Annotated in this window: 20 protein-coding genes and 1 pseudogene; 13 read left to right on the top strand and 8 right to left on the bottom strand. The window is 56.4% G+C overall.

Annotated elements, in window-relative coordinates; genetic code table 11:
* Positions 1-163 precede the first annotated feature (163 nt).
* Positions 164-970, top strand: a complete 807-nt coding sequence (locus Electrica_RS11475; protein ID WP_141964515.1) for an IclR family transcriptional regulator domain-containing protein — start codon at positions 164-166, stop codon at positions 968-970.
* On the opposite strand, the gene smrA is transcribed toward Electrica_RS11475, so the two are convergent.
* Together smrA and Electrica_RS11465 are read right to left on the bottom strand one after the other, a co-directional pair.
* Positions 967-1,530, bottom strand: coding sequence for a DNA endonuclease SmrA (gene smrA / locus Electrica_RS11470; RefSeq protein WP_141964514.1), 564 nt, complete (start codon positions 1,528-1,530; stop codon positions 967-969). The genes Electrica_RS11475 and smrA overlap by 4 nt on opposite strands.
* Positions 1,531-1,627: 97 nt before the next feature.
* Positions 1,628-2,539, bottom strand: coding sequence for a LysR family transcriptional regulator (locus Electrica_RS11465; protein ID WP_131049637.1), 912 nt, complete (start codon positions 2,537-2,539; stop codon positions 1,628-1,630).
* Between the two features lie 164 nt (positions 2,540-2,703).
* Between Electrica_RS11465 and Electrica_RS11460 the strand changes: the two genes are divergently transcribed.
* From Electrica_RS11460 to uspE, 6 genes and pseudogenes are all read left to right on the top strand, one after another.
* On the top strand, positions 2,704-4,014 hold the full coding sequence (locus Electrica_RS11460) for a M20 family metallo-hydrolase (RefSeq protein WP_100685069.1): 1,311 nt from the start codon (positions 2,704-2,706) through the stop codon (positions 4,012-4,014).
* Positions 4,014-5,459, top strand: a pseudogene (locus tag Electrica_RS11455) (M20 family metallopeptidase). The gene Electrica_RS11460 and the pseudogene Electrica_RS11455 overlap by 1 nt, the downstream one beginning before the upstream one ends.
* A 56-nt stretch (positions 5,460-5,515) precedes the next feature.
* Entirely contained in the window at positions 5,516-7,042 is a 1,527-nt protein-coding gene (abgT, locus tag Electrica_RS11450) for a p-aminobenzoyl-glutamate transporter (RefSeq protein ID WP_141964513.1), read from the top strand.
* A gap of 201 nt (positions 7,043-7,243) precedes the next feature.
* Entirely contained in the window at positions 7,244-7,759 is a 516-nt protein-coding gene (gene ogt, locus Electrica_RS11445) for a methylated-DNA--[protein]-cysteine S-methyltransferase (RefSeq protein WP_141964512.1), read from the top strand.
* 195 nt (positions 7,760-7,954) lie between these two features.
* Positions 7,955-8,707, top strand: a complete 753-nt coding sequence (fnr, locus tag Electrica_RS11440) for a fumarate/nitrate reduction transcriptional regulator Fnr (protein WP_004862555.1) — start codon at positions 7,955-7,957, stop codon at positions 8,705-8,707.
* 139 nt (positions 8,708-8,846) lie between these two features.
* Positions 8,847-9,797 carry a universal stress protein UspE gene (gene uspE, locus Electrica_RS11435; protein WP_100685073.1) on the top strand — a complete coding sequence of 317 codons (951 nt, stop codon included), beginning with the start codon at positions 8,847-8,849 and terminating at the stop codon, positions 9,795-9,797.
* Between the two features lie 148 nt (positions 9,798-9,945).
* Here uspE and Electrica_RS11430 read toward each other — a convergent pair whose 3' ends face one another.
* From Electrica_RS11430 to pntA, 3 genes are all read right to left on the bottom strand, one after another.
* Positions 9,946-10,134, bottom strand: coding sequence for a YdiH family protein (locus Electrica_RS11430; protein ID WP_131049641.1), 189 nt, complete (start codon positions 10,132-10,134; stop codon positions 9,946-9,948).
* 148 nt (positions 10,135-10,282) lie between these two features.
* Positions 10,283-11,671 carry a Re/Si-specific NAD(P)(+) transhydrogenase subunit beta gene (gene pntB / locus Electrica_RS11425; RefSeq protein ID WP_141964511.1) on the bottom strand — a complete coding sequence of 463 codons (1,389 nt, stop codon included), beginning with the start codon at positions 11,669-11,671 and terminating at the stop codon, positions 10,283-10,285.
* Positions 11,672-11,681: 10 nt separating this feature from the next.
* Entirely contained in the window at positions 11,682-13,211 is a 1,530-nt protein-coding gene (gene pntA / locus Electrica_RS11420; RefSeq protein ID WP_141964510.1) for a Re/Si-specific NAD(P)(+) transhydrogenase subunit alpha, read from the bottom strand.
* A gap of 522 nt (positions 13,212-13,733) precedes the next feature.
* Between pntA and ydgH the strand changes: the two genes are divergently transcribed.
* The 3 genes from ydgH to folM all read left to right on the top strand — a co-directional run bounded on the left by ydgH (position 13,734) and on the right by folM (position 17,006).
* Positions 13,734-14,684: a DUF1471 family protein YdgH gene (ydgH, locus tag Electrica_RS11410; RefSeq protein WP_100685077.1), complete on the top strand. Its 951-nt coding sequence runs from the start codon at positions 13,734-13,736 to the stop codon at positions 14,682-14,684.
* A 177-nt stretch (positions 14,685-14,861) separates the two neighbouring features.
* Positions 14,862-16,244 carry an amino acid permease gene (locus tag Electrica_RS11400; RefSeq protein ID WP_141964508.1) on the top strand — a complete coding sequence of 461 codons (1,383 nt, stop codon included), beginning with the start codon at positions 14,862-14,864 and terminating at the stop codon, positions 16,242-16,244.
* Between the two features lie 36 nt (positions 16,245-16,280).
* Positions 16,281-17,006, top strand: a complete 726-nt coding sequence (gene folM, locus Electrica_RS11395; protein WP_141964507.1) for a dihydromonapterin reductase — start codon at positions 16,281-16,283, stop codon at positions 17,004-17,006.
* Here folM and Electrica_RS11390 read toward each other — a convergent pair.
* Complete coding sequence (locus tag Electrica_RS11390; protein WP_100685081.1) at positions 17,003-17,338, bottom strand: GlpM family protein; 336 nt, start codon at positions 17,336-17,338, stop codon at positions 17,003-17,005. The two genes, folM and Electrica_RS11390, sit on opposite strands and share 4 nt — an antisense overlap.
* 228 nt (positions 17,339-17,566) lie before the next feature.
* Between Electrica_RS11390 and rstA the strand changes: the two genes are divergently transcribed.
* The 3 genes from rstA to tus all read left to right on the top strand — a co-directional run bounded on the left by rstA (position 17,567) and on the right by tus (position 20,899).
* On the top strand, positions 17,567-18,283 hold the full coding sequence (gene rstA / locus Electrica_RS11385; protein WP_131049646.1) for a two-component system response regulator RstA: 717 nt from the start codon (positions 17,567-17,569) through the stop codon (positions 18,281-18,283).
* Between the two features lie 309 nt (positions 18,284-18,592).
* A complete protein-coding gene (gene rstB / locus Electrica_RS11380; RefSeq protein ID WP_131049647.1) occupies positions 18,593-19,894 on the top strand; it encodes a two-component system sensor histidine kinase RstB in 1,302 nt (433 codons plus the stop codon).
* A gap of 72 nt (positions 19,895-19,966) precedes the next feature.
* Entirely contained in the window at positions 19,967-20,899 is a 933-nt protein-coding gene (tus, locus tag Electrica_RS11375) for a DNA replication terminus site-binding protein (protein ID WP_141964506.1), read from the top strand.
* On the opposite strand, the gene fumC is transcribed toward tus, so the two are convergent.
* Complete coding sequence (gene fumC / locus Electrica_RS11370) at positions 20,889-22,289, bottom strand: class II fumarate hydratase (RefSeq protein ID WP_141964505.1); 1,401 nt, start codon at positions 22,287-22,289, stop codon at positions 20,889-20,891. The genes tus and fumC overlap by 11 nt on opposite strands.
* 144 nt (positions 22,290-22,433) lie before the next feature.
* A complete protein-coding gene (gene fumA, locus Electrica_RS11365; RefSeq protein WP_141964504.1) occupies positions 22,434-24,080 on the bottom strand; it encodes a class I fumarate hydratase FumA in 1,647 nt (548 codons plus the stop codon).
* Positions 24,081-24,267 lie beyond the last annotated feature (187 nt).

Raw genomic sequence — 24,267 nt, 5'->3', positions numbered from 1 at the left:
TCGCTCCTTTACGTGCGGTAATCGCACTTTTATGCGTTGTTCGCACAAAATGTGACCCGCTTAACGATGTTGGTCAAGGGCGATAATCGAAATATGGTGCGATAATCGAACATCGTATATCTTTAGCGAAAGAATGTGATCGATGGCAAATATGGAGAAGAAAATGGAGAAGCATCCAGACGATTTACTGACGGGCGACAGCGATCCGTTTAAAGGCGATCCGAACTTTATGGCCTCGCTGGCTCGCGGGCTGGAAGTGATTCAGGCCTTCACCCCGCAACGCCCGCTCCTGTCTATCTCGCAAATCAGTCAGAAGACCGGCATTCCGCGCGCGGCGGTGCGCCGCTGCCTGTACACCCTGGGCAAACTGGGGTTCGTCTATGCGGAGGATGGCAAAAATTTCCAGCTGCGCCCGCGTATTCTGGCCCTCGGCCACGCGTGGTTAGCCTCCACGCCGCTGGCGCGTTCGGCGCAGCCGGTACTGAAACATCTGAGCGAAATGCTGAACGAGTCCTGCTCGATAGCCACCCTCGATGGCGACGATATTCTCTACATTGCCCGCGCCTCCAGTTCGCGAATTATGACCATCGATCTGGATATCGGCAGCCGCCTGCCGGCCTGGGCGACCTCGATGGGGCGCGTGCTGTTAAGCCATCTGCCGGAAGGGAAGCTCAACGATATGCTGGCGCGGGTCACGATGATTCGCTACACCCCGCAAACGGTGGATTCGGTGAACAAGCTGCGCGCGGAGCTGAAGCGTGTCCAGCAGCAGGGCTACGCGCTCAACGATCAGGAGCTGGAAATGGGACTGCGCTCGCTGGCGGTGCCCTTGTTCAACCCGCAGGGCCAGATACAGGCCGCGCTGAACGTCGGCGTGCATGCCGGGCAGGTCTCCACTCGCGAGATGCTGGAAAGGGTGCTACCCGAGCTGCAAAAAGCGGCCCGCGAGCTGACGCTGCTGCTGCGCTAGCGGCTGCGCTTGGCGTGACGTTCCCAGTTTTCCTGCTTCGCTTCGGCGGATTTGCGCAACGCGACGTAACACGCTCCGCTGCCGCCATGCTGTGCCGAGGCCACGCAGAACGCCTGGACCTCGGGCAGTTCGACCAGCCAGCGCGCCAGATAGCTACGCACGATATTGGCGTGCGCGTTGTCTTCCCGCCCTTTTCCGTGGACGATCAGCAGATTGCGCAGCCCCTCTTTCTGCGCCTGCACCACAAAGGCAAACAGCATTTTCCGACACTGTTCGACCGGACGGCGCAACAGATTCAGGCTCGCCTGCGGGTCATATTTCCCCAGCCGCAGCTTATCCAGCACACCGTTTTGCAGCCCTTCGCGTTTAAATTCCAGCGCGGTCGTCAGCGGCAGAATATCGAGATAACCGGTAGTGAGAAAATTATCGAGCTGCAGGACATCGAGACGCTGCGTCGGGCGCGGGTTGCGTTCCGGATGCCAATGAACGTCATTGCCGCGCTTCAGAGGCTGAACGTCCTCCATGGCGCCAAGAAATAGCGATTTGTCGTCAAGATTCATGTGCACTCCTCCGGCTGCTACCGGAGGCTACTATAGCCGCCGCGCCCGGCGTCCTCAATGCGTTTGTCGACAACCGGCGACAATTTGCCCTGCCGGCTCAGGCGGGAAACTGATGGCGGCTTTGTCGGCGAAACTGGGTAATCAGCGAGGCCGTTAGCGGCGTCTGCCGCGCGTCGCGGCGCTGGATCAGATAATAGGTCGCTTTCGGCAACGTTTCGCTCACCTTGATCATCACCAGCTTGTCGGCAATCATCGGGTCGTTGCCCAGCTCAACCGGTAAAATACTCAGGAAATCGCTCTGTACCACCAGACTGATGCAGGAAGAGAAGGTTTCGCACACGATGCCGACATGCGGGATCTGCGAACGGTGGCTAAACAGATCCTGGAGCTGCTTAAAGTAGCTGCCGCGCGGGGTCGGCATGGTCCAGCTGTAGTGCAGCAGTTGCTCAATCGAGGTCGCCTGGGTCGCGGGATGTCCGACGCGGGCGAAGACCGCAAACGGTTTTTCAAACAGCTTCTCAAAGCTGAATTCATGATCGTAGGGGCCGGGATAATAAGTATTGATGGTGAAGTCGAGCTCCCCCTGCCGCAGTTCGTTGATCATCGACAGCAACTGACCCTCCATGATCCGCACCTTCACCAGCGGGTGCTGCTGATGAAAACGACAAATCACCGAGGGCATCAGCGAGCGCGCCACGCTGGCGCCGAGGCCAATATTGATCTGCCCGGTCAACGCCCCCTGGCGCTGCAGCAGATCCTCCTGCGCCGCCCGCAGCTCCTCAAGAATCAAACTGGCGTGCTGATAAAAACTTTCGCCATTTTCGGTTAACGATACCCCCTGGCTGCGGCGCACGAACAACTGGGCGGACAGCCCCTCTTCCAGCTCTTTAATGGCCTTGGTCAAGGCCGGCTGCGATAACGCCAGCGTCCGGCTGGCGCCGCGAATACTGCCCTGACGCGCCACTTCAACGAAGGCGCGAATTTGGTGAAATTTAATCTGAAAAGACATCGCCGTAGTGATAACCATTGTTTATCAAACAGAAGAAAATGGCATCTACTGTAATGCAAAGTGTTGTGGCAACGTAACAATGCACTGATGAAAAAGCCACCAGCGATAAGCAAAAGCTATCACATCGTGAGCCTTATCACATTTTACATATGACAGGACAGGTTATGCCGCTACTCAATGAATACATCCATCAACTGCTGCCAGAGATGACGCAATGGCGGCGCGATTTACACCATCATGCCGAGTCCGGCTGGGTCGAGTTCCGCACCGCCAGTAAAGTTGCAGAACAGTTGCATCAGTTGGGCTACGACCTGACGCTGGGTCGCGACGTAATCGATGCCGATAGCCGGATGGGGTTACCGGATGAAAGTACCCTGGCCAACGCTTTTCAGCGCGCCCGCGAGCAAGGCGCGCCGGAACCGTGGCTGAGTGAGTTTGAAGGCGGCTTCACCGGTATCGTCGCCACGCTTGATAGCGGGCGTCCCGGCCCCACGCTGGCCTTTCGCGTCGATATGGATGCCCTCGATCTGCATGAACATAGCGACGGCCAGCACCGTCCGTTTCGCGAGGACTTTGCCTCCTGTAACCCAGGGATGATGCACGCCTGCGGGCATGATGGTCATACGGCCATCGGCCTTGGCCTGGCCCATGTTCTGAAACAGTATGCCGATCGACTGCACGGCGTCATCAAGCTGATTTTCCAGCCTGCGGAGGAAGGTACCCGCGGCGCGCGGGCGATGGTCGCCGCTGGGGTGGTGGATGATGTCGATTACTTTACCGCTATCCATATCGGAACCGGCGTACCGGCCGGTACCGTGGTGTGCGGCAGCGATAATTTTATGGCGACCACCAAATTCGACGTGGTATTCACCGGGGTCGCGGCTCACGCCGGAGGTAAACCGGAAGACGGGCGTAATGCGCTGCTCGCCGCGGCGCAGGCGGCGATTGGTCTGCACGCCATCGCGCCGCATAGCGCTGGCGCGTCGCGGGTCAACGTCGGGGTCATGCAGGCGGGAACCGGACGGAACGTTGTGCCATCCGGCGCGCTACTGAAGGTGGAAACCCGCGGTGAAACGGAAGAGATCAACCGCTATGTGTATGACCGCGCGCAGGAGGTTATCCAGGGCGCGGCCGCGATGTACGGTGCCCGCGTCGAGGTACGTCTGATGGGCGCAGCGACCTCCAGCGCTCCGTCCCCGGCATGGGTAAACTATCTGCGTGAGCAGGCGGCCGGGGTTCCCGGCGTGGAACAGGCTATCGACCGTATTGCCGCCCCTGCCGGCTCCGAGGATGCCACCCTGATGATGGCCCGGGTGCAACAACATCATGGTCTGGCCTCATATATGGTTTTTGGCACGGAACTCAGCGCCGGCCACCACAACGAACGATTCGATTTTGATGAGAACGTGATGGCCATCGCCGTGGAAACCCTGGCCCTCGCCGCGCTCAATTTCCCCTGGCAGCGAGGTGTGTAATGGAGGCCCTCTACCGCTATGTTGATGAGGCGATTACCGCCCGCGCCGGGGAGTTGACCGCCATCGCCGATGCCATCTGGGACCATCCGGAAACGCGCTTTGAGGAGTTCTGGTGAGCCCAACGGCTGGCCGTCGCCCTTGAAGCCGAAGGTTTTCAGGTCTGCCGTGAGGCCGGCGGGATCCCGAACGCTTTTGTCGCCAGCTACGGCAGCGGAGAGCCGGTGATTGCCCTGCTGGGTGAATATGATGCGCTGGCCGGGCTCAGTCAGCAGGCGCACTGTGCGCATCCTGCTGCCGCGACGCCAGGAGCGAACGGCCACGGCTGTGGCCACAATCTGCTGGGCACCGCGGCGCTGGCAGCCGCCATCGCCTGTAAGAGCTGGCTGGTGCAGCACGGTGGTTGCGGGACGATTCGTTTCTACGGCTGTCCCGGGGAAGAAGGGGGTTCCGGCAAAACATTTATGGTACGCGAAGGATTGTTTGACGATGTGGACGCCGCGCTAACCTGGCACCCGGAAGCCTACGCCGGGATGTTCAGCACCAGCACGCTGGCCAACATTCAGGCCGCCTGGCGTTTCAGCGGCACCGCCGCCCACGCCGCCAACTCGCCGCATCTGGGCCGCAGCGCGCTGGATGCCGTCACGCTGATGACCACCGGCAGCAACTTCCTCAATGAACACATTATTGAGAAAGCGCGTGTCCACTATGCCATTACCGACAGCGGCGGCATTTCCCCCAACGTGGTCCAGGCTCAGGCGGAAGTGCTCTATTTAATCCGCGCGCCGGAGATGGCGGATGCGCAGCAAATCTATGCCCGCATCGAGAAAATCGCCCAGGGCGCGGCGCTGATGACGGAAACATCGGTCGCCTGTCGTTTCGAGAAAGCCTGCTCCAGCTATTTACCGAACCGCACGCTGGAGGCGGCGATGTATGAGGCCGTTTGCCACTACGGCACACCGTCATGGAGCGAGGAGGATCGCGCGTTTGCCGACGAAATTCGTGCAACCTTAAGCGCGAACGACCTCAACAACAGCCTGAAAAATATCGCCGCCACCGGCGGTGAAGAGGGAAAACGCTTCGCCCGTCGCCACCGGGAAACGGTGCTGATCGATGAAGTCGCGCCCTGGGCGGTGACGGATAACCTCCTCGCTGGGTCAACCGATGTGGGCGACGTCAGCTGGAAAACGCCGGTCGCCCAATGTTTTAGCCCCTGTTTTGCCGTCGGCACACCGCTACATACCTGGCAGCTGGTGAGCCAGGGCCGTACCGCTATTGCCCATAAAGGCATGCTGCTGGCCGGAAAAGTGCTCGGGGCCACGGCTTGCCGCCTGCTCACCGACAGCGCGCTGCTACAAGCCAGTCAACAAGAACTGGCGCAACAGCTGGCGGAACGGCCATATCATTGCCCGATCCCGCAAGACGTGACACCGTCACCTTTAAAATAAAAAACCACTCACACAACAAACATCACAACTAACACAACAACGACTGAGGAATGCCCATGAGTATGTCATCCATACCGTCGCCTTCCCCCAACGGGAAGCTGTACAGCTGGGTTGAAAAGATCGGCAATAAGGTTCCGCACCCTTTTTTGCTGTTTATTTACCTGATCGTGGCGCTGGCGGTAGCCACCGCCGCGCTATCTGCCTTTGGCGTGGGGGTTACCAACCCAACCGACGGCTCCACCGTGGTAGTCAAAAATCTGCTCAGCATCGAAGGGCTGCACTGGTTTCTGCCGAACGTCATCAAGAACTTCAGCGGGTTTGCGCCGCTGGGGGCGATTCTGGCGCTGGTGCTCGGCGCCGGGCTTGCCGAACGGGTAGGCCTGCTGCCGGCGCTGATGGTCAAAATGGCCTCGCACGTCAGCGCGCGCTACGCCAGCTATATGGTGCTGTTTATCGCCTTTTTTAGCCATATCTCATCCGACGCCGCCCTGGTGATTATGCCGCCGTTAGGCGCGCTAATGTTTCTCGCCGTCGGTCGCCACCCGGTCGCGGGATTACTGGCGGCAATCGCTGGCGTCGGCTGTGGATTCACCGCTAATTTGCTGATTGTCACCACCGATGTGCTGCTCTCAGGCATCAGCACCGAGGCGGCAAAGACGCTGGGTGGCTCGCTGCATGTCAGCGTCATCGATAACTGGTATTTCATGGCCAGTTCGGTGATCGTTCTGACCCTGGTTGGCGGGCTCATCACCGATAAGTTGATTGAACCACGGCTGGGAACATGGGCAGGCCGCAGCGAAGACAAACTCCAGGCGCTGACGCCTGAGCAGCGCTTCGGGTTGCGGGTTGCCGGTATCGCGTCATTGGTTTTTATCGCCCTGATAGCCGTCACGGTCGTGCCGCAAAACGGTATTCTGCGCGATCCCGTCACCCATACGGTAATGCCCTCACCCTTTATTAAAGGCATTGTGCCGCTGATTATTTTTTTCTTTTTTTTCGTCTCTCTGGCCTACGGTATTGCCACCGGGAAAATTCGTCGTCAGGCGGATTTGCCGCCGTTAATGATCGAACCGATGAAAGAGATGGCCGGGTTTATCGTCATGGTGTTCCCGCTGGCCCAGTTTGTTGCCATGTTTAACTGGAGCAATATGGGGAAATTTATAGCCGTGGGGCTGACTGATTTACTGGAACAAGCGGGAATGAACGGCGTGCCGGCCTTTGTTGGCCTGGCGTTGCTGTCGGCATTTCTCTGTATGTTCATCGCCAGCGGCTCGGCAATCTGGTCCATTCTGGCGCCGATCTTTGTGCCGATGTTTATGCTGCTCGGGTTTCATCCGGCCTTTGCGCAGATTCTGTTCCGCATCGCGGATTCGTCGGTCCTGCCACTGGCGCCGGTATCGCCGTTTGTCCCGCTGTTTCTTGGCTTCCTGCAGCGCTATCGATCGGATGCGAAACTCGGCACCTATTATTCACTCGTTCTGCCTTATCCGCTGATATTCCTCGTCGTGTGGCTACTGATGCTGGTGATATGGTATTGGCTGGGTTTACCCATCGGTCCGGGAATTTACCCGCACCTGTCGTGAAAAAGCGGGTGGTCGCAACCAGGTCACCCTCCGCCGCGCGCGTGACGAGGCACTTCACCGCCTGGGGAGCAACGTAGTCGTTTTTTAAAATCGGCACAGCGGTGGATTATCTTTCAGGAGTATAGTTGCCGGAACGGAGCGCGTGATATCTTGTCAATGTAGCGCATAATTATCTGGTTAATCAGGTAACAAGGAGAAACGATGCTGGTACTGCTGCAGGACAAAATCGACACCCCGCTGGGGCCGTTATGGATTCTATGCGACGAGCAGTTTCGCCTGCGCGCCGTCGAGTGGGACGAGCATAGCGACCGTATGACGCAACTGCTTGATCTGCACTACCGTGGTGAAGGTTATCAGCGCATCGATGCCCGCAATCCCGGCGGGCTGAGTCACCAGCTTGATGCCTACTTCGCCGGCGATCTCGGCATCATCGAGACGCTGCCGACGGCAACGGCAGGCACCCCTTTTCAACGTGAAGTCTGGCAAGCCCTGCGCACCATTCCCTGCGGCCAGGTGATGCATTACGGCCAGCTGGCGGAAACACTGGGGCGCCCAGGCGCCGCGCGCGCGGTCGGCGCGGCCAACGGCTCAAACCCGGTCAGCATAGTCGTGCCCTGCCACCGTGTCATTGGGCGAAATGGCACCATGACCGGCTATGCCGGCGGCGTGCAGCGGAAAGAGTGGTTATTGCGCCATGAGGGGTATCTGCTTCTTTAACGCTACGTGCTTTTTATCGGAAGTATCAGGCAATTTTACAATAAGGATCAGGTGAATATTGTATTAGTTATCAATGAGATAAAAGTGGTAAGAGTTTTACCCTTTTAATATTACGTGTTTCACGGGTTCGAGGCTTACCTGCTCACCAAAAAGATGTTAAAATTGACCAATATCAATTAAGGCTTGAGCAGACTTATGATCCCGGAAAAGAGAATTATACGACGCATTCAGTCTGGCGGTTGCGCAATCCATTGTCAGGATTGCAGCATCAGTCAGCTTTGCATCCCTTTTACTCTGAACGAGCACGAGCTTGATCAGCTGGATAATATCATCGAGCGTAAAAAGCCAATCCAGAAAGGGCAAACCTTATTCAAAGCTGGTGATGAGCTGAAATCTCTGTATGCGATTCGTTCTGGTACCATCAAAAGCTATACCATTACCGAACAAGGTGACGAGCAGATTACCGGCTTCCACCTCGCGGGTGATTTGGTTGGCTTTGACGCCATCGGTACCGCGCTGCATCCGAGCTTTGCCCAGGCGCTGGAAACCTCAATGGTCTGCGAAATCCCTTTCGAAACCCTGGACGACCTTTCCGGTAAAATGCCGAATCTGCGCCAGCAGATGATGCGTCTGATGAGCGGCGAGATCAAAGGCGACCAGGATATGATCCTGCTGCTTTCCAAAAAGAATGCGGAAGAGCGCCTGGCGGCCTTTATTTATAATTTGTCCCGTCGTTTCGCACAGCGCGGGTTTTCACCTCGCGAATTCCGCCTGACGATGACCCGCGGCGATATCGGCAACTATCTCGGTCTGACCGTCGAAACCATCAGCCGCCTGTTGGGTCGTTTCCAGAAAAGCGGCATGCTGGCGGTAAAAGGCAAATACATCACCATCGAAAATAGCGACCTGCTTGCTCAGCTCGCGGGTCAGGCCCGCAACGTCGCCTGATTCCTCTTTATCCCCCCGCCAGATCGCTCATTTTTTTTCTGATTTGTTGATCTGGCCAGGGTCATCCCCTGTTTCATTTCATCCATATGGGTTATCTTTTTAATTACAGACTGTAGTTACAGTTGTAAGGAGACCCTGTATGGCGAAGTATCAGAACATGCTGGTAGTAATCGACCCCAATCAGGACGACCAGCCTGCATTGCGGCGCGCGGTGTATCTACACCAACGGATTGGTGGACGCATCAAAGCCTTTTTGCCGATCTACGATTTTTCCTATGAGATGACGACCCTGCTGTCGCCCGACGAGCGAACGGCGATGCGCCAGGGAGTTATCAGCCAACGTAGCGCCTGGATCAAAGAACAGGCCCGCTTTTATATTGAGTCCGGCATTCCTATTGATATTAAGGTGGTGTGGCACAATCGCCCCTTCGAAGCCATTATTCAGGAAATCCTCAGCGACAAACACGATTTGCTGCTGAAAATGGCGCACCAGCATGACAAGCTGGAGGCCGTTATTTTCACCCCGACCGACTGGCATCTGCTGCGTAAATGTCCATGTCCGGTCTGGATGGTTAAAGATCAGCCGTGGCCGGAAGGCGGCAAGGCGCTGGTGGCCGTCAATCTCGCCAGCGAAGAAAATTACCACGACGCGTTAAACGAAAAACTGGTTAAAGAAACCCTCGAACTGGCGGACCAGGTCAACCATACCGAAGTCCATCTGGTGGGGGCCTACCCGGTAACGCCGATTAATATCGCTATCGAACTACCCGATTTTGACCCCAGTATCTACAACGATGCCATTCGCGGTCAGCATCTGCTGGCCATGAAGGCCCTGCGGCAAAAATTCGGCATTGATGAAAACCGTACCCACGTTGAAAAAGGGCTACCGGAAGAGGTCATTCCTGACCTGTCTGAACACCTGCAGGCGGGGATTGTCGTTCTGGGCACCGTCGGACGTACCGGACTGTCAGCGGCCTTTCTTGGTAATACCGCCGAGCAGGTCATCGACCATCTGCGCTGCGACCTGCTGGTTCTCAAACCTGAGCAGTACAAAACGCCGGTTGAAATGGATGACGAGGACGACGATTAATCCTCGCGGGTTGATGCGGTATAAAACATGTTCCCCTGCTTCGGCGGGGGATTTTTTTAGCGCTTACTCGTCCGCTGTCTTCCCGGCTAGCGAAAAAACAAAGGGCCTTACGGCCCCGTCATTGACAATATAGACACAGCAACAGTTTTTAATGGATACCTAAGCGCCAGGCATGATCGATCTCTTCTTTCAGCTCGCTGGAGGAGAGCGACATCAAATCGGCAAATTCCAGCTCAAGAAGTTTGAATTTTTTCAGGTACTGCGCGGGGGTTAATACTGTTGGGTCGCGACGCAGAAACTCGATTGCCATTTGCGCCGGGGTTAATTCGGTATCCATAATATCCTCAGAGTGATGAAAAAACAGGCTTAGTATAACACTGCGGCCCGACGATTTTATGAGCAATTCATGACCTTGCTGTATATATAAAAAAGCCGTCTCAGCAGAGACGGCTTCAGAATCAAACATTATTTAGGATGGCAAACCATTACAACGCTTTCAGAATCGCGTCGACGCTGGCTTTCGCATCGCCAAACAGCATATGGGTGTTCTCTTTGAAGAACAGCGGGTTCTGAACACCGGCATAGCCTGTGTTCATCGAACGCTTAAAGACCACCACATTTTGCGCTTTCCACACTTCCAGCACCGGCATCCCGGCGATAGGACTCTTCGGATCGTCCTGCGCCGCCGGGTTAACGGTGTCGTTGGCGCCAATAACCAGCACGGTATCGGTATCGGTGAAATCGTCGTTGATCTCATCCATTTCCAGCACCACGTCGTACGGCACTTTCGCTTCCGCCAGCAGCACGTTCATATGCCCTGGCAAACGACCGGCAACCGGATGAATACCAAAGCGTACCTTGATGCCGCGAGCGCGCAGCCTTTCGGTGATTTCCGCCACCGGATACTGCGCCTGCGCCACCGCCATACCGTAGCCCGGGGTGATGATCACCGAGTGCGAGTTTTTCAGCATTTCCGCGGTTTCTTCAGCGCTGATTTCGCGGTGTTCGCCCACTTCTTCATCGCTACCGGTCGAGGCCCCATCGGTGCCAAAACCGCCGGCAATCACGCTGAAGAATGAGCGGTTCATCGCCTTACACATAATGTAAGACAGAATCGCACCCGACGAACCTACCAGCGCCCCGGTCACAATCAACAGGTCGTTGCTGAGCATAAAGCCCGCCGCCGCCGCCGCCCAACCCGAGTAGGAGTTCAGCATTGAGACCACGACCGGCATATCTGCCCCGCCGATCGACGCCACCAGATGCCAGCCAAAGGCCAGCGCGATGACCGTCATCACCAGCAGCGCCAGAACCTGAGTTCCGGTGCTGTCGGTACGAACAAAGGCTACCAACAGCAGGAAGGAAACCACCAACGCCGCCAGGTTCAGCTTATGGCGCTGCGGCAGCATCAGCGGTTTAGACGAAATCTTGCCGCGCAATTTGCCAAAGGCCACAATCGAACCGGTGAAGGTCACCGCACCGATGAAGATGCCGAGGAACACTTCCGTCAGGTGAATATTCACCAGGATCTGTTCCATACCCGCTTCGTGATGCAGGTAACTGTTAAAGCCTACCAGCACCGCGGCCAGGCCGACAAAGCTGTGCAGTACGGCAACCAGCTCCGGCATTTCGGTCATTTCAACTTTCTTCGCCAGGCGAATACCAATCGCGCCGCCGATCACCATCGCCAGGATTATCCATGCCACGTTGCCGGTATCCGGCCCGAGAATGGTCGCCAGCAGCGCGATAGCCATCCCGGCCATCCCGAACAGGTTGCCCTGCTTCGAGGTTTCGTGCTTTGACAGCCCCGCAAGGCTAAAAATAAACAGAATAGCGGCAACAATGTATGCAGCTGTAACTAATCCTCCAGACATGTGCTACCCCTTAGTTCTTGCGGAACATTTTCAGCATGCGCTGAGTAACGGTGAAACCACCAAAAATATTAATGCTGGCGATCAGCACCGCGATAAAACTCAGGAAGCTGACCCAGCCACCGTGGCCTATCTGCAGTAATGCTCCGACAACGATAATCCCTGAAATCGCGTTGGTCACCGACATCAGCGGCGTGTGCAGCGCATGAGAAACGTTCCATACCACGTAATAACCCACCACGCAGGAGAGCGCGAAAACGGTAAAGTGACCGAGGAACTCCTTCGGCGCCACGTTCGCCAGCCAGCCAAACAGAATAATCACCAGCGCCATCAGCGCGTATTTGCGCCACGGAGAGGCTGGTTTTTCTGCTTCTTTCGGCGCATCAGCAGGCTTGGCCGCCGCCTGCGGCTGGGCAGAAACCTGAATCGGCGGCGCAGGCCAGGTGACTTCGCCTTCACGAACCACCGTCACGCCACGCACCACGACATCGTCAAAATCGATGGCGATATTGCCGTCTTTCTCTTTGCACAGCAGCTTCAGCAGGTTGACCAGGTTAGTCCCGTACAGCTGCGAGGACTGCGTCGGCAGACGGCCAGGAAGGTCGGTATAGCCGATGATCTTCACGCCGTTGGCGGTAGTCACCACTTCGCCAGGCACGGTGTACTCACAGTTGCCGCCGTTCTGCGATGCCAGGTCGACCACCACGCTGCCCGCGGTCATCGAGTCGACCATTTCGCGGGTAATCAGCTTCGGTGCCGGTTTGCCCGGGATCAGGGCCGTGGTGACGATGATGTCCACCTCTTTGGCCTGCGCGGCAAACAGCGCCATTTCAGCTTTGATAAAGGCTTCGGACATCACTTTGGCATAGCCGTCGCCGCTGCCCGCCTCTTCTTTAAAGTCCAGCTCCAGAAACTCGGCGCCCATACTCTGCACCTGCTCTTTCACTTCTGGACGCGTATCGAACGCACGGACAATCGCGCCGAGGCTGTTCGCCGCGCCGATAGCCGCCAGTCCGGCGACGCCGGCGCCAATAACCATGACCTTCGCCGGCGGGACTTTCCCGGCAGCGGTGATCTGGCCGGTAAAGAAGCGGCCAAATTCGTGAGCCGCTTCTACAATCGCGCGATAGCCGGCAATGTTGGCCATCGAGCTGAGCGCATCCAGCGACTGGGCGCGGGAAATACGCGGCACCGAATCCATCGCCATCACGTTGATGTCGCGAGCCGCTAATTTCTGCATCAACTCAGGATTTTGCGCCGGCCAGATAAAGCTCACCAACGTAGTGCCCGGATTGAGTAATGCAATTTCATGTTCTTCCGGTGCGTTCACCTTCAGAATAATGGATGACTGCCAGACTTCAGCGGTGTCTACAACTTCAGCACCCGCCTGGACAAAGGCTTCGTCATCGAAACTTGCCAGATGACCCGCGCCGCTTTCAACGGCAACGGTAAACCCGAGTTTTAGCAGCTGCTCCACCGTTTTCGGCGTGGCAGCGACGCGGGTTTCATTGGCAAACCGTTCTTTTGGTACCCCGATACGCATAGTTTTCCCTTCCATCGGTTTTTGATGATGGTTGTTCTTTTCTTACAGACGACGGTTAAGCGGCAAAACATGCCGTTTCTTTGCCATTGACTGAAAAAATGAAACAGTAACAAACTTTTTATAACCTACTGAAAATAGCGATTGTGATCTACTGCGATAAAACAGAAATTTTGATTTTATTGGTAAAACGCATCGTGAACCGTGTCAGGCAGCAATATTTACCTTAAATTCATGACCAGACCTGATAAATCGCTTAACTGATGCTGTTATACGCCATTAATCGCCAGTAAGAACACACTATTAACATTACGTTAACTTATAAAAGTGGTATTGATTATCAATTTTGCTGGTCAAGCGGCTGTTTTTTCAACATATCAGAAATTGTTATATTATTGTGATGCACGTTTCGGGCGGTAAGCAAAAAATGACGCAGACAGTCACGCCTTTTAAATGCAATAATCGAGCGTTATCAGTCAACAACAATACCAGTACATGGTTTGCGCAAGGCAAAGGATTATTTTTATGAAGCTTAAGAACTCACTCCTGGCGTCTGCTCTCCTGGCTACGACAGCGTTGTCAGCCCATGCAGCGACCGAGCTGACTCCGGAGCAGGCGGCGGCGCTAAAACCCTACGATCGTGTCGTGATCACGGGCCGTTTTACTGCCATCGGCGATGCGGTAAAAGCCATGTCCCGCAAAGCGGACAAAGATGGCGCTGCCTCATTTTATGTTGTCGACACTTCTGATTATGGCAACAGCGGCAACTGGCGCGTAACGGCGGATTTGTATAAAAACAATGCCCCGCAGGCGGATGCCCCGAAAAATCGCGTCATTAATGGCGTCATGGAATTGCCTAAGGATCAGGCCGTCGAGCTTGAGCCTTTTGATACCGTGACCGTGCAGGGCTTTTATCGCAGCCAGCCGGAAGTGAATGATGCGATCACCAAAGCGGCGAAAGCCAAAGGCGCCGCCTCCTTCTTTATCGTTCGTCAGGTTGATGCCAACCAGGGCGGCAACCAGCGTATCACTGCCTATATCTATAAAGCCGATGCGAAAAAACGCGTTCTGCAGAGCCCGGACGCGATCCCGGCCGACTCTGAAGCCGGGCGCGCAGCGCTGGCTGAAGGCGGTAGCGCCGCGAAAAACGTCGAAATTCCAGGCGTTGCCACCAGCGCAGCGGTCGGTTCCGGTACCGGCGTAGGTCGTTTCTTCGAAACGCAGTCATCAAAAGGCGGACGTTACACCGTCACGCTGCCGGATGGCACCAAAATCGAAGAAGTGAACAAGATAACCGCCGCCCAGATGGTGCCGTTTGACAGCATCAAGTTCACCGGTAATTACGGCAACATGACCGAGATTTCGTACCAGACCGCCAAGCGCGCGGCGAAGAAAGGGGCGAAGTACTACCACATTACCCGCCAGTGGCAGGAACGTGGCGGCAACATCACCATCAGCGCAGACCTGTATAAATAATCGCGTCGACCTGGACAAAAAGGCGGCATCTTGCCGCCTTTTTGTTTTTTTTCATCCGCCGCCATTGCATGCACCCAAGACACTCCGTAAAATCCCGCGCCTTAGCGTAATCCTCCATTTTTATGCGATTTCGCCAAATAAATATTCTTGATTCACCGCCGTCACCCCGAGAATACAATGGAAAAGAAACTGGGCCTCAGCGCCTTGACCGCACTGGTACTGAGCTCAATGCTGGGCGCAGGTGTGTTCAGCCTGCCGCAAAATATGGCGGCCGTCGCCAGCCCTGCGGCTCTGCTGATTGGCTGGGCGATCACCGGCGTGGGGATTTTATTCCTCGCCTTCGCTATGCTGCTGTTGACCCGTATTCGCGCCGATCTTGACGGCGGTATCTTCACCTATGCCCGCGAAGGCTTCGGCGAGGTCGTCGGTTTTTGCTCGGCCTGGGGCTACTGGCTGTGCGCGGTGATCGCCAACGTCTCTTATCTGGTGATTGTCTTTGCCGCGCTCAGCTTCTTTACCGACACTCCGGACGCCGTTATTTTCGGTAGCGGTAATACCTGGCAGGCCATCGTAGGCGCTTCGCTGCTGCTGTGGATCGTGCACTTTCTGGTCCTGCGCGGCGTCCAGACCGCCGCAGGCATTAACCTGGTCGCCACCCTGGCGAAGCTGATCCCGCTCGGCGCCTTTATTATTCTCGCCGTTATCACCTTTCGTCTGGAGAGGTTCCGCCTTGATTTTAGCGGCCTGGCGCTCGGCGTACCGGTCTGGGAACAGGTGAAGAACACCATGCTGATCACCCTGTGGGTATTTATCGGTGTGGAAGGCGCGGTCGTGGTTTCCGCGCGTGCGCGCAATAAACAGGATGTCGGCCGCGCGACGCTGCTGGCGGTCCTTTCGGCGCTGACGGTGTATCTGCTGGTGACTCTGCTCTCGTTAGGCGTGGTCGCCCGTCCGGAACTGGCCGAAATGCGTAATCCGTCGATGGCCGGTCTGATGGTGAAGATGATGGGCTCATGGGGCGAAGTGGTCATCGCTGCCGGGCTGATTATTTCCGTGTGCGGCGCCTACCTGAGCTGGACCATTATGGCGGCAGAAGTCCCGTGGCTCGCCGCGACGCATAAAGCATTTCCGCGCCGCTTCGCCCGGCAGAATAAAAACAACGCCCCGTCGGCCTCGCTGTGGTTAACCAATATCAGCGTTCAGGTATCGCTGGTGCTGATCTGGCTGACAAGGTCCGACTACAATACGTTACTGACCATCGCCTCCGAGATGATTCTGGTGCCCTATTTCCTCGTGGGCGCCTTCCTGCTGAAGATTGCGGTACGTCCGCTGCATAAGGCGGTCGGTGTCGGCGCATGTCTTTATGGCTTATGGTTATTATATGCGTCTGGCCCTGTGCATTTATTGTTGTCAGTGATACTTTACGCTCCGGGTCTTCTGGTGTTCCTGTACGCTCGCCGTACGCACCAGCACGATCGCATGCTCAAACGCCGTGAATTAGCCTTAATTGGTTTTTTGCTGGTTGCCGCTATACCGGCAACGTGGATGCTGGTGGGGTAAGCGGTCGCCCTGCTGCTGAACTCAAAGGAGATACTCATGACTGTCCGACAGCCTCGCCCGATACTTATCACCGGTGGAGGCCGCCGCATCGGCCTTGCGCTGGCGCACCATTTTCTGGAGCAGCAGCAGCCTGTTATCGTCAGCTATCGCACGCACTACCCGGCCATTGACGCGCTGCGCAACGCCGGAGCCATCTGTCTTGCCGCCGATTTTAGTACCGATGACCAGATAATGGCCTTCGCCGAAGCGGTCAAACTCCACGCCGCCGACGGGCTGCGCGCTATCATTCATAACGCTAGCGGCTGGATGGCTGAAAAGCCGGGCGTTCCGCTCACCACGGTGCTGGCCAGCATGATGCAGATCCACGTTCATGCCCCCTATTTGCTCAACCACGCGCTGGAAACGCTCCTGCGCGGACACGGGCACGCCGCCAGCGATATTATTCATATCACTGACTATGTCGTTGAACGCGGCAGCGATAAACATATTGCCTACGCGGCCAGTAAAGCCGCGCTGGATAATATGACCCGCTCATTTGCCCGCAAGCTGGCGCCGGAGATTAAGGTTAACGCAATTGCCCCTTCGCTAATTATGTTTAACGAGGGCGACGACGCTGAATATCGCCAGCAGGCGCTGGATAAATCGCTCATGAAAAGCGTGGCGGGCGAAAAAGAGATTATCGACCTGCTCGATTATCTGTTCTCCAGCCGGTTCGTTACGGGCCGCTCTTTTGCCGTGGATGGCGGCAGACACCTGCGTTAGTGGCAGCGGCTCCAGACGAGGATCAGCAGCCAGGCACACAGTCCCCAGCCGCCAACTGCGCCCGCCAGTGCCCACGGCAGGCGCATCATGCCGATAAAGTACCAGAGCAACAGCAGATAGATAAAATAGGGAATGATTGACCACATCCCGAAGATTATCGTGGTTCGCAGCGCCTCAATCCCGCGCTCGTTGGCCACAATATAATGTGCAATCAGGGCGAAGGTCGGAAATAACGGAATTAAACCGGCAATATAATAATTTTTGCTTTTAGACAGTATGCCGATAAGTACCACGACCAGCGCTCCGAGCAGCCCTTTAATCAACAACCCCATTCCTTTAGCCTTAACATTTAAACAACAAGTTGATGTAGCATAACGGAAGTACATATATTCACAATATCATTCGCATCGCCCCCTCCCGAGCCTGGTTAACCCGCCGGGCGCCCAACGCGCGAAGCGAACGCCGGGACAGTGTGAAGGATGACGTCTTTTTTATAAAAGAGTAATGGCAGGTAGCCTGGCGGCGGTGTATGTTAATTCTTTTTCCAGTACAAGTAAGATATGAATAAGATCGTTTTTGTTGAGGATGATCCGGAAGTTGGCGCTCTGATCGCCGCTTATCTCGGAAAGCACGATATGGAAGTGGTGGTTGAGCCGCGAGGTGACCGGGCTGAAGAGGTTATCGCGCGGGAGAAACCCGACCTGGTGTTGCTGGATATTATGTTGCCAGGCAAAGACGGCATGACGCTATGCCGCGATCTGCGCGGCCAGTGGCAAGGTCCGATTGTGTTGCTCACCTCGCTTGACAGCGATATGAACCATATTTTGTCGCTGGAAATGGGCGCCAGCGATTACATTCTGAAGACCACGCCGCCGGCCGTATTACTGGCGCGCCTGCGCCTGCATTTACGCCAGCACGTCGCCACTCCCGTGGCCCATACCCCGGCATCGCTTACGCCGCATAAATCGATTGCATTCGGTTCCCTGCTCATCGACCCGGTTAACCGTCAGGTGCTGCTCGGTGGCGAGAGCGTGGCGCTGTCAACGGCTGATTTTGAGCTGTTATGGGAACTGGCCACCCACGCCGGACAGATTATGGATCGTGATGCGCTGCTGAAAAACCTGCGCGGCGTCAGTTACGATGGGATGGATCGCAGCGTGGATGTGGCGATATCACGCCTGCGCAAAAAACTGCTCGACAGCGCGACCGAGCCCTATCGCATCAAGACGGTGCGCAATAAAGGGTATCTGTTCGCTCCTCACGCCTGGGACAATTAACGTCCCTGCGGCCGTAACCACGACAAAACCACCTGCGGGTGGTTTTTGCTGGCGTCTCCTGGCGCCTGCCATCGGCAGGCGCACTGACGATTCCCGACAATTCACTGCCGCTTCCCCGACGCGCGCCGGACGCCTCTTCGTGCTATACCGCTTTCGCGACCCGTTTTACGCTCGGGCAGCCATATTAGCGAGTTAAACCGCTGGATGCGGAGCGCGGCCGGTGAATCAGGCGGGCGAATATCGGCCTGCCGGTAGCGCTCATGAACGGAAAAGCGATATAGTTAACCGTCTATATTTCGGTGGTATTTTATGAAAAAGCTGTTTGTGCAGTTTTACCTTCTGCTGTTCGTCTGCTTCCTGGTGATGACCATGCTGGTGGGGCTGGTGTATAAATTCACCGCCGAACGTGCGGGTCGGCAATCGCTGGACGATCTGATGAAAAGCTCGCTGTATCTGATGCGTAGCGAGCTGCGAGAAACCCCGCCCCGCGACTGGAGCAAAACGCTAAAGGAGCTGGATCTTAATCTGTCATTCGATCTGCATATTGAGCCGCTGAGTAAATATAAGCTCTCAGAAAACTCGATGCAGCATCTGCGCGCCGGGGATATTGTCGCCCTCGATGATGAGTACACCTTTATTCAACGTATCCCGCGCAGCCACTACGTTCTGTCGGTAGGCCCCGTCCCCTATCTCTATTTCCTCCATGAGATGCGTTTGCTGGATGTCTCCCTGATGGCTTTCATCGCCATTTCGCTGGCCTTTCCGGTGTTTATCTGGATGCGTCCCCACTGGCAGGATATGTTGCGCCTTGAGACCGCGGCCCAGCGCTTTGGCGAGGGACATTTTACCGAGCGCATTCATTTCGACAGTATGTCCAGCTTTGAACGTCTGGGCGTGGCCTTTAACCAGATGGCCGACAATATCAACGCCCTGATCGCCAGCAAGAAACTGCTGATCGACGGGATTGCCCACGAGCTGCGTACGCCGCTGGTGCGCCTGCGCTATCGTCTGGAGATGAGTGAAAACCTGACCGAGGCGGAATCCCAGGCGCTGAACCGCGATATTGGTCAGCTGGAAGCCTTAATCGAGGAGCTGTTGACCTACGCCCGCCTGGACCGTCCGCAGAACGAACTTCATCTGACGACGCCTGATTTCCCCGCCTGGATAGCGGCGCACGTTGAAGAGATTCAGATGGTTAATCCCCAACGCGATGTGGCGTTACATGAAGTGGTCGCCGGGGATTACGGCGCGCTTGATATGCGTCTGATGGAACGCGTGCTGGATAATCTCGTCAACAACGCATTGCGCTACAGCAACCAGCGGATTCAGGTCAGCCTGACGCTACAGGGTTCGCGAGCAACCTTACAGGTTGAAGATGACGGCCCGGGCATCGACCCGGAGGAACGCGAGCGGGTGTTTGAGCCCTTTGTCCGTCTCGATCCTAGCCGCGACCGGGCCACCGGCGGCTGCGGGCTTGGGCTGGCGATTGTTCACAGTATCGCCCAGGCCATGTCTGGCGAGGTGAGCTGCGGCGCCAGTTCTCTGGGCGGCGCTCGCTTTTGTTTTAGCTGGCCAGTCTATCATCAGTTGCCCAATTTGAGCGCTGCCTGACCCCACTTGCGCAGGTGCTTCGGCCTGCGTATAGTTAAAATCAAACAGTATGTTGTAACTAAGGTGGGCACTATGGCCAGCTATGACCTCGTTGAACGTCTGAATGATACCTTTCGCCAGCTGGAACGCGAGCTCCAGCTGCTCCAGCAGCGCCTGCGCGCCTGCCGATTGCTGGCCGCCCGGGTGTTTGAACTGCCGGCGGTCAGTAAAGAGGCGGAACACGACCCGCTGGAGACCATTGAGGTGGTCCAGCACATCGGGCAACCGGCGCTGGAGATGGCGCTCAGGCACTACAGCCATCTGTTCATTCAGCAACAATCGGAAAGCCGCAGCAGCAAGGCGGCGGTCCGCCTCCCCGGCGCTATCTGTCTGCAAACCGCTGGCGAGGAGCAGTCAGCGTTACTGCAGAACATTTCCCACATTAACGCGCTGAAAGCCGCTTTCGAAAAAATTGTCACCGTCGATTCCGGCCTGCCCACCGCGGCGCGTTTTGAATGGGTCCACCGTCATCTGCCGGGGCTTATCACCCTCAGCGCCTATCGCACCTTGACGGTGCTATGCGACCCGAGCACTATTCGCTTCGGCTGGGCTAATAAGCATGTGATTAAAAATCTCACTCGTGATGAGGTGCTGCTGCAGCTGGAAAAAAGCCTGCAATCGCCGCGCGCGGTACCGCCGTGGACGCGCGAGCAGTGGCAAAGCAAACTGGAGCGAGAGTATCAGGATATCGCCGCTCTGCCGCAGCGGGCAAAGCTTAAGATCAAGCGGCCGGTGAAGGTCCAGCCTATTGCCCGCGTCTGGTACGCCGGTGAGCAGAAACAGGTGCAGTACGCCTGCCCTGGCCCGCTTATCACGCTGATATCCGGCACGCAGGGGGGGAGCGTGCCGGATATCGGCGAGTTGCTGAACTACGATGCGGATAATGTGCAGTATCGCTATAAGCCGCAGGCGCAATCGCTCAGGCTGCTGATCCCGCGCCTGCATCTGTGGCTGGCTAACGAGTAGTCATACTGCCCACCATCTCTTGCGGACACACCCAGCTGTCAAATTCGGCCTCCGTCAGATAGCCCAGCGCTAACGCGGAGGCTTTCAGGGTCAGCCCCTCCTTATGCGCCTTTTTGGCAATTTCCGCCGCTTTGTCATAGCCAATATGGGTATTCAGCGCCGTGACCAGCATCAGAGACTCATTGAGCAACTGGGCGATGCGCTCGCGGTTCGGTTCAATACCGGTCGCGCAGTGCTCATTAAAACTCTCCATCCCGTCCGCCAGCAGGCGCACCGATTGCAGGAAATTATGAATCACCATTGGACGATAGACGTTGAGTTCGAAGTTGCCGGATGCCCCGCCGATATTGACCGCTACATCATTGCCCATGACCTGGCAGCACAGCATCGTCAGCGCTTCGCACTGCGTGGGGTTAACCTTGCCAGGCATAATTGACGAGCCGGGTTCATTTTCCGGAATGGCGATTTCACCAATCCCGCAACGCGGGCCGGAAGCCAGCCAGCGCACATCGTTGGCAATCTTCATCAACGAGGCCGCCAGCCCCTTCAGCGCTCCGTGGGCGTGGACCAGCGCATCGCAGGTCGCCAGGGCCTCAAATTTATTCGGCGCAGTGACGAACGGCTGACCGCTGAGGGTCGCCAGTTCCGCCGCCACCCGCACGGCATATTCAGGATGGGTGTTCAGACCGGTGCCAACGGCGGTACCGCCCAACGCCAGCTCGCTCAGGTGCGGCAGGCTCAGTTCAAGGTGGCGCAGATTGTGTTCCAGCATCGCCACCCAGCCGGAGAACTCCTGCCCCAGCGTTAACGGCGTCGCATCCTGCAGATGCGTACGGCCAATTTTAACGATGTCGTTGAAGGCAGCCGCTTTGTCGCTCAACGTCTGTTTCAGCACCGTGAGCCGGGGGATGAGCGCTTCGCGCAGCGCGATAATCGCCGCCACATGCATCGCGGTCGGAAAGACGTCGTTAGAACTCTGGCTCTTATTCACGTCATCATTAGGATGAACTTTGCGCTCCATGCCGCGCACGCCGCCCAGCAGTTCACTGGCGCGGTTGGCCAACACCTCGTTCATGTTCATGTTGCTTTGCGTGCCGGAGCCGGTCTGCCAGATAGCCAGCGGAAATTCATCGGGATGGTTGCCAGCCAGCACTTCATCGGCAGCCTGAATAATTGCCCCGGCCTTCTCTGCCGCCAGTAATCCCAGATCCTGGTTAACCTTCGCCGCCGCCCGTTTGGTCAGCGCCAGCGCATAAATCAGTTCGCCCGGCATTTTTTCCGTCGAGATGCGGAAATGTTCCAGCGAACGCTGGGTCTGCGCGCCCCATAGCTTATCGGCGGGCACCTCGATAGCGCCCATAGAGTCTTTTTCACTGCGATGCGTTGTCATTACTTTCTCCTTGAATACAAAGTACGTAATTACGACAAAGCTCACCTGCTATAAAGGGTTAAGTATTGGTCAAATTTTTAAGGTTATATTGTTCGTTCGTGCCGCTAAACGACATAAAAAAACCGCCCCGGAGGGCGGCTTCGATTATTTCACACAGCGCGTGCACTGCGAGGACTGAATCTGCTGGAAGAAGTCGTTACCTTTGTCATCCACCAGAATGAATGCCGGGAAATCTTCCACTTCGATTTTCCAGATAGCCTCCATCCCCAGTTCCGGATACGCCACGCACTCTAGGCTGCGGATACTCTGCTGCGCCAGCACCGCCGCCGGGCCGCCGATGCTGCCGAGATAGAATCCGCCGTGTTTATGGCAGGCGTCGGTCACCTGCTGGCTGCGGTTGCCTTTCGCCAGCATCACCATACTCGCGCCGTGGGACTGCAGCAGATCGACATAGGAGTCCATACGTCCGGCGGTGGTCGGGCCGAGCGAACCGGAGGCATAGCCATCGGGCGTTTTCGCCGGGCCAGCGTAGTAGATCGGGTGATCTTTCACGTACTGCGGCAGCGTTTCGCCGTTATCCAGCAGCTCTTTCAGCTTCGCGTGGGCGATATCGCGCGCTACGATGATGGTGCCACTGAGCGACAGCCGGGTCGATACCGGGTACTGCGACAGCAGGGCCAGAATCTCGCTCATCGGCTGATTGAGATTCACCTTCACCGCCTCACCCTCACCGGCCTGACGCAGCGACTCCGGAATGTATTTGCCCGGATTGCTTTCCAGTTTCTCCAGCCAGATCCCTTCCCGGTTGATTTTGGCCTTGATATTGCGATCAGCGGAACAGGAGACGCCCATCCCCACCGGGCAGGAGGCCCCGTGGCGCGGCAGACGCACTACGCGGATATCGTGGGCAAAGTATTTGCCGCCGAACTGGGCGCCGAGGCCAAGATTCTGCGCTTCCAGCAGCAGTTCCTGCTCCAGCTGAATATCGCGGAACGCCTGACCATGTTCATTACCTTCGGTCGGCAGGCCGTCATAATATTTGGTCGAAGCCAGCTTGACGGTTTTCAGCGTTGATTCCGCCGAGGTGCCGCCAATCACGAAGGCGATATGGTACGGCGGGCAGGCCGCGGTGCCGAGAGTGCGCATCTTCTCAACCAGGTAGCTTTTCAGCTTCGCCGGGGTAATCAGCGCTTTGGTTTCCTGATACAGATAGGTCTTGTTGGCCGAACCGCCGCCCTTGGCGATACAGAGGAATTTGTATTCGTCGCCGTCGGTGGCATAAAGATCGATCTGCGCCGGCAGGTTGGTCCCGGTGTTGACCTCTTTATACATATCCAGGGCCGCGTTTTGCGAGTAGCGCAGGTTGTCCTGGATATAGGTGTTATACACCCCTTGCGCCAGCGCCGCTTCATCGCCGCCGCCGGTCCACACGCGCTGGCCCTTTTTACCGGTGATGATTGCGGTACCGGTATCCTGGCAGGTCGGCAAAATGCCTTTGGCCGCGATATCGGAGTTGCGCAGGAACTGCAGGGCGACGTATTTGTCGTTTTCGCTAGCTTGCGGGTCGTTAAGGATATCGGCGACCTGCTGCTGGTGCGCCGGGCGCAACATGAAGGAAGCATCGTGGAAAGCGTGTTGCGCCAGAAGGGTCAGCGCCTGAGGTTCAACCTTCAGGACTTCCTGGCCGGCAAATTCGGCGACGGAGACGTAGTCACGACTGAGGAGATAATACTCGGTGTCATCCTTTTTAAGGGGAAAAGGATCCTGATAAACAAACGGTTTATTCGACATTGTGCTCTCACTTACTGCTGGGCTGATTATATTTCAGGCAGACACTCCATTTGCCTGTAGAAAAGCGAGTCGATCAATTTTACACAAAATTTTAACAAAAACTGAGACAGGGACGACTTTTTCTTTCAGCAGTTGCTTCCTGGCGGTTTGCTGGTTTAATAGAGCGATAATTATCATGTAGCAACAG

This window comes from Klebsiella electrica, assembly GCF_006711645.1.
Lineage (GTDB): Bacteria > Pseudomonadota > Gammaproteobacteria > Enterobacterales > Enterobacteriaceae > Klebsiella > Klebsiella electrica.
Note: the sequence above shows the minus strand (reverse complement) of the source record. Positions and strands in the feature narration are given on the sequence as shown.

Coding starts and splice junctions, on each gene's coding strand:
- abgT (WP_141964513.1), top strand. CDS start 5,516: ATGAGTATGTCATCCATACCGTCGCCTTCCCCCAACGGGAAGCTGTAC.
- ydgH (WP_100685077.1), top strand. CDS start 13,734: ATGAAGCTTAAGAACTCACTCCTGGCGTCTGCTCTCCTGGCTACGACA.
- smrA (WP_141964514.1), bottom strand. CDS start 1,530: ATGAATCTTGACGACAAATCGCTATTTCTTGGCGCCATGGAGGACGTT.
- Electrica_RS11475 (WP_141964515.1), top strand. CDS start 164: ATGGAGAAGCATCCAGACGATTTACTGACGGGCGACAGCGATCCGTTT.
- ogt (WP_141964512.1), top strand. CDS start 7,244: ATGCTGGTACTGCTGCAGGACAAAATCGACACCCCGCTGGGGCCGTTA.
- rstB (WP_131049647.1), top strand. CDS start 18,593: ATGAAAAAGCTGTTTGTGCAGTTTTACCTTCTGCTGTTCGTCTGCTTC.
- Electrica_RS11390 (WP_100685081.1), bottom strand. CDS start 17,338: ATGGGGTTGTTGATTAAAGGGCTGCTCGGAGCGCTGGTCGTGGTACTT.
- pntA (WP_141964510.1), bottom strand. CDS start 13,211: ATGCGTATCGGGGTACCAAAAGAACGGTTTGCCAATGAAACCCGCGTC.
- fumA (WP_141964504.1), bottom strand. CDS start 24,080: ATGTCGAATAAACCGTTTGTTTATCAGGATCCTTTTCCCCTTAAAAAG.
- fnr (WP_004862555.1), top strand. CDS start 7,955: ATGATCCCGGAAAAGAGAATTATACGACGCATTCAGTCTGGCGGTTGC.
- folM (WP_141964507.1), top strand. CDS start 16,281: ATGACTGTCCGACAGCCTCGCCCGATACTTATCACCGGTGGAGGCCGC.
- pntB (WP_141964511.1), bottom strand. CDS start 11,671: ATGTCTGGAGGATTAGTTACAGCTGCATACATTGTTGCCGCTATTCTG.
- Electrica_RS11460 (WP_100685069.1), top strand. CDS start 2,704: ATGCCGCTACTCAATGAATACATCCATCAACTGCTGCCAGAGATGACG.
- tus (WP_141964506.1), top strand. CDS start 19,967: ATGGCCAGCTATGACCTCGTTGAACGTCTGAATGATACCTTTCGCCAG.
- Electrica_RS11430 (WP_131049641.1), bottom strand. CDS start 10,134: ATGGATACCGAATTAACCCCGGCGCAAATGGCAATCGAGTTTCTGCGT.
- rstA (WP_131049646.1), top strand. CDS start 17,567: ATGAATAAGATCGTTTTTGTTGAGGATGATCCGGAAGTTGGCGCTCTG.
- fumC (WP_141964505.1), bottom strand. CDS start 22,289: ATGACAACGCATCGCAGTGAAAAAGACTCTATGGGCGCTATCGAGGTG.
- uspE (WP_100685073.1), top strand. CDS start 8,847: ATGGCGAAGTATCAGAACATGCTGGTAGTAATCGACCCCAATCAGGAC.
- Electrica_RS11400 (WP_141964508.1), top strand. CDS start 14,862: ATGGAAAAGAAACTGGGCCTCAGCGCCTTGACCGCACTGGTACTGAGC.
- Electrica_RS11465 (WP_131049637.1), bottom strand. CDS start 2,539: ATGTCTTTTCAGATTAAATTTCACCAAATTCGCGCCTTCGTTGAAGTG.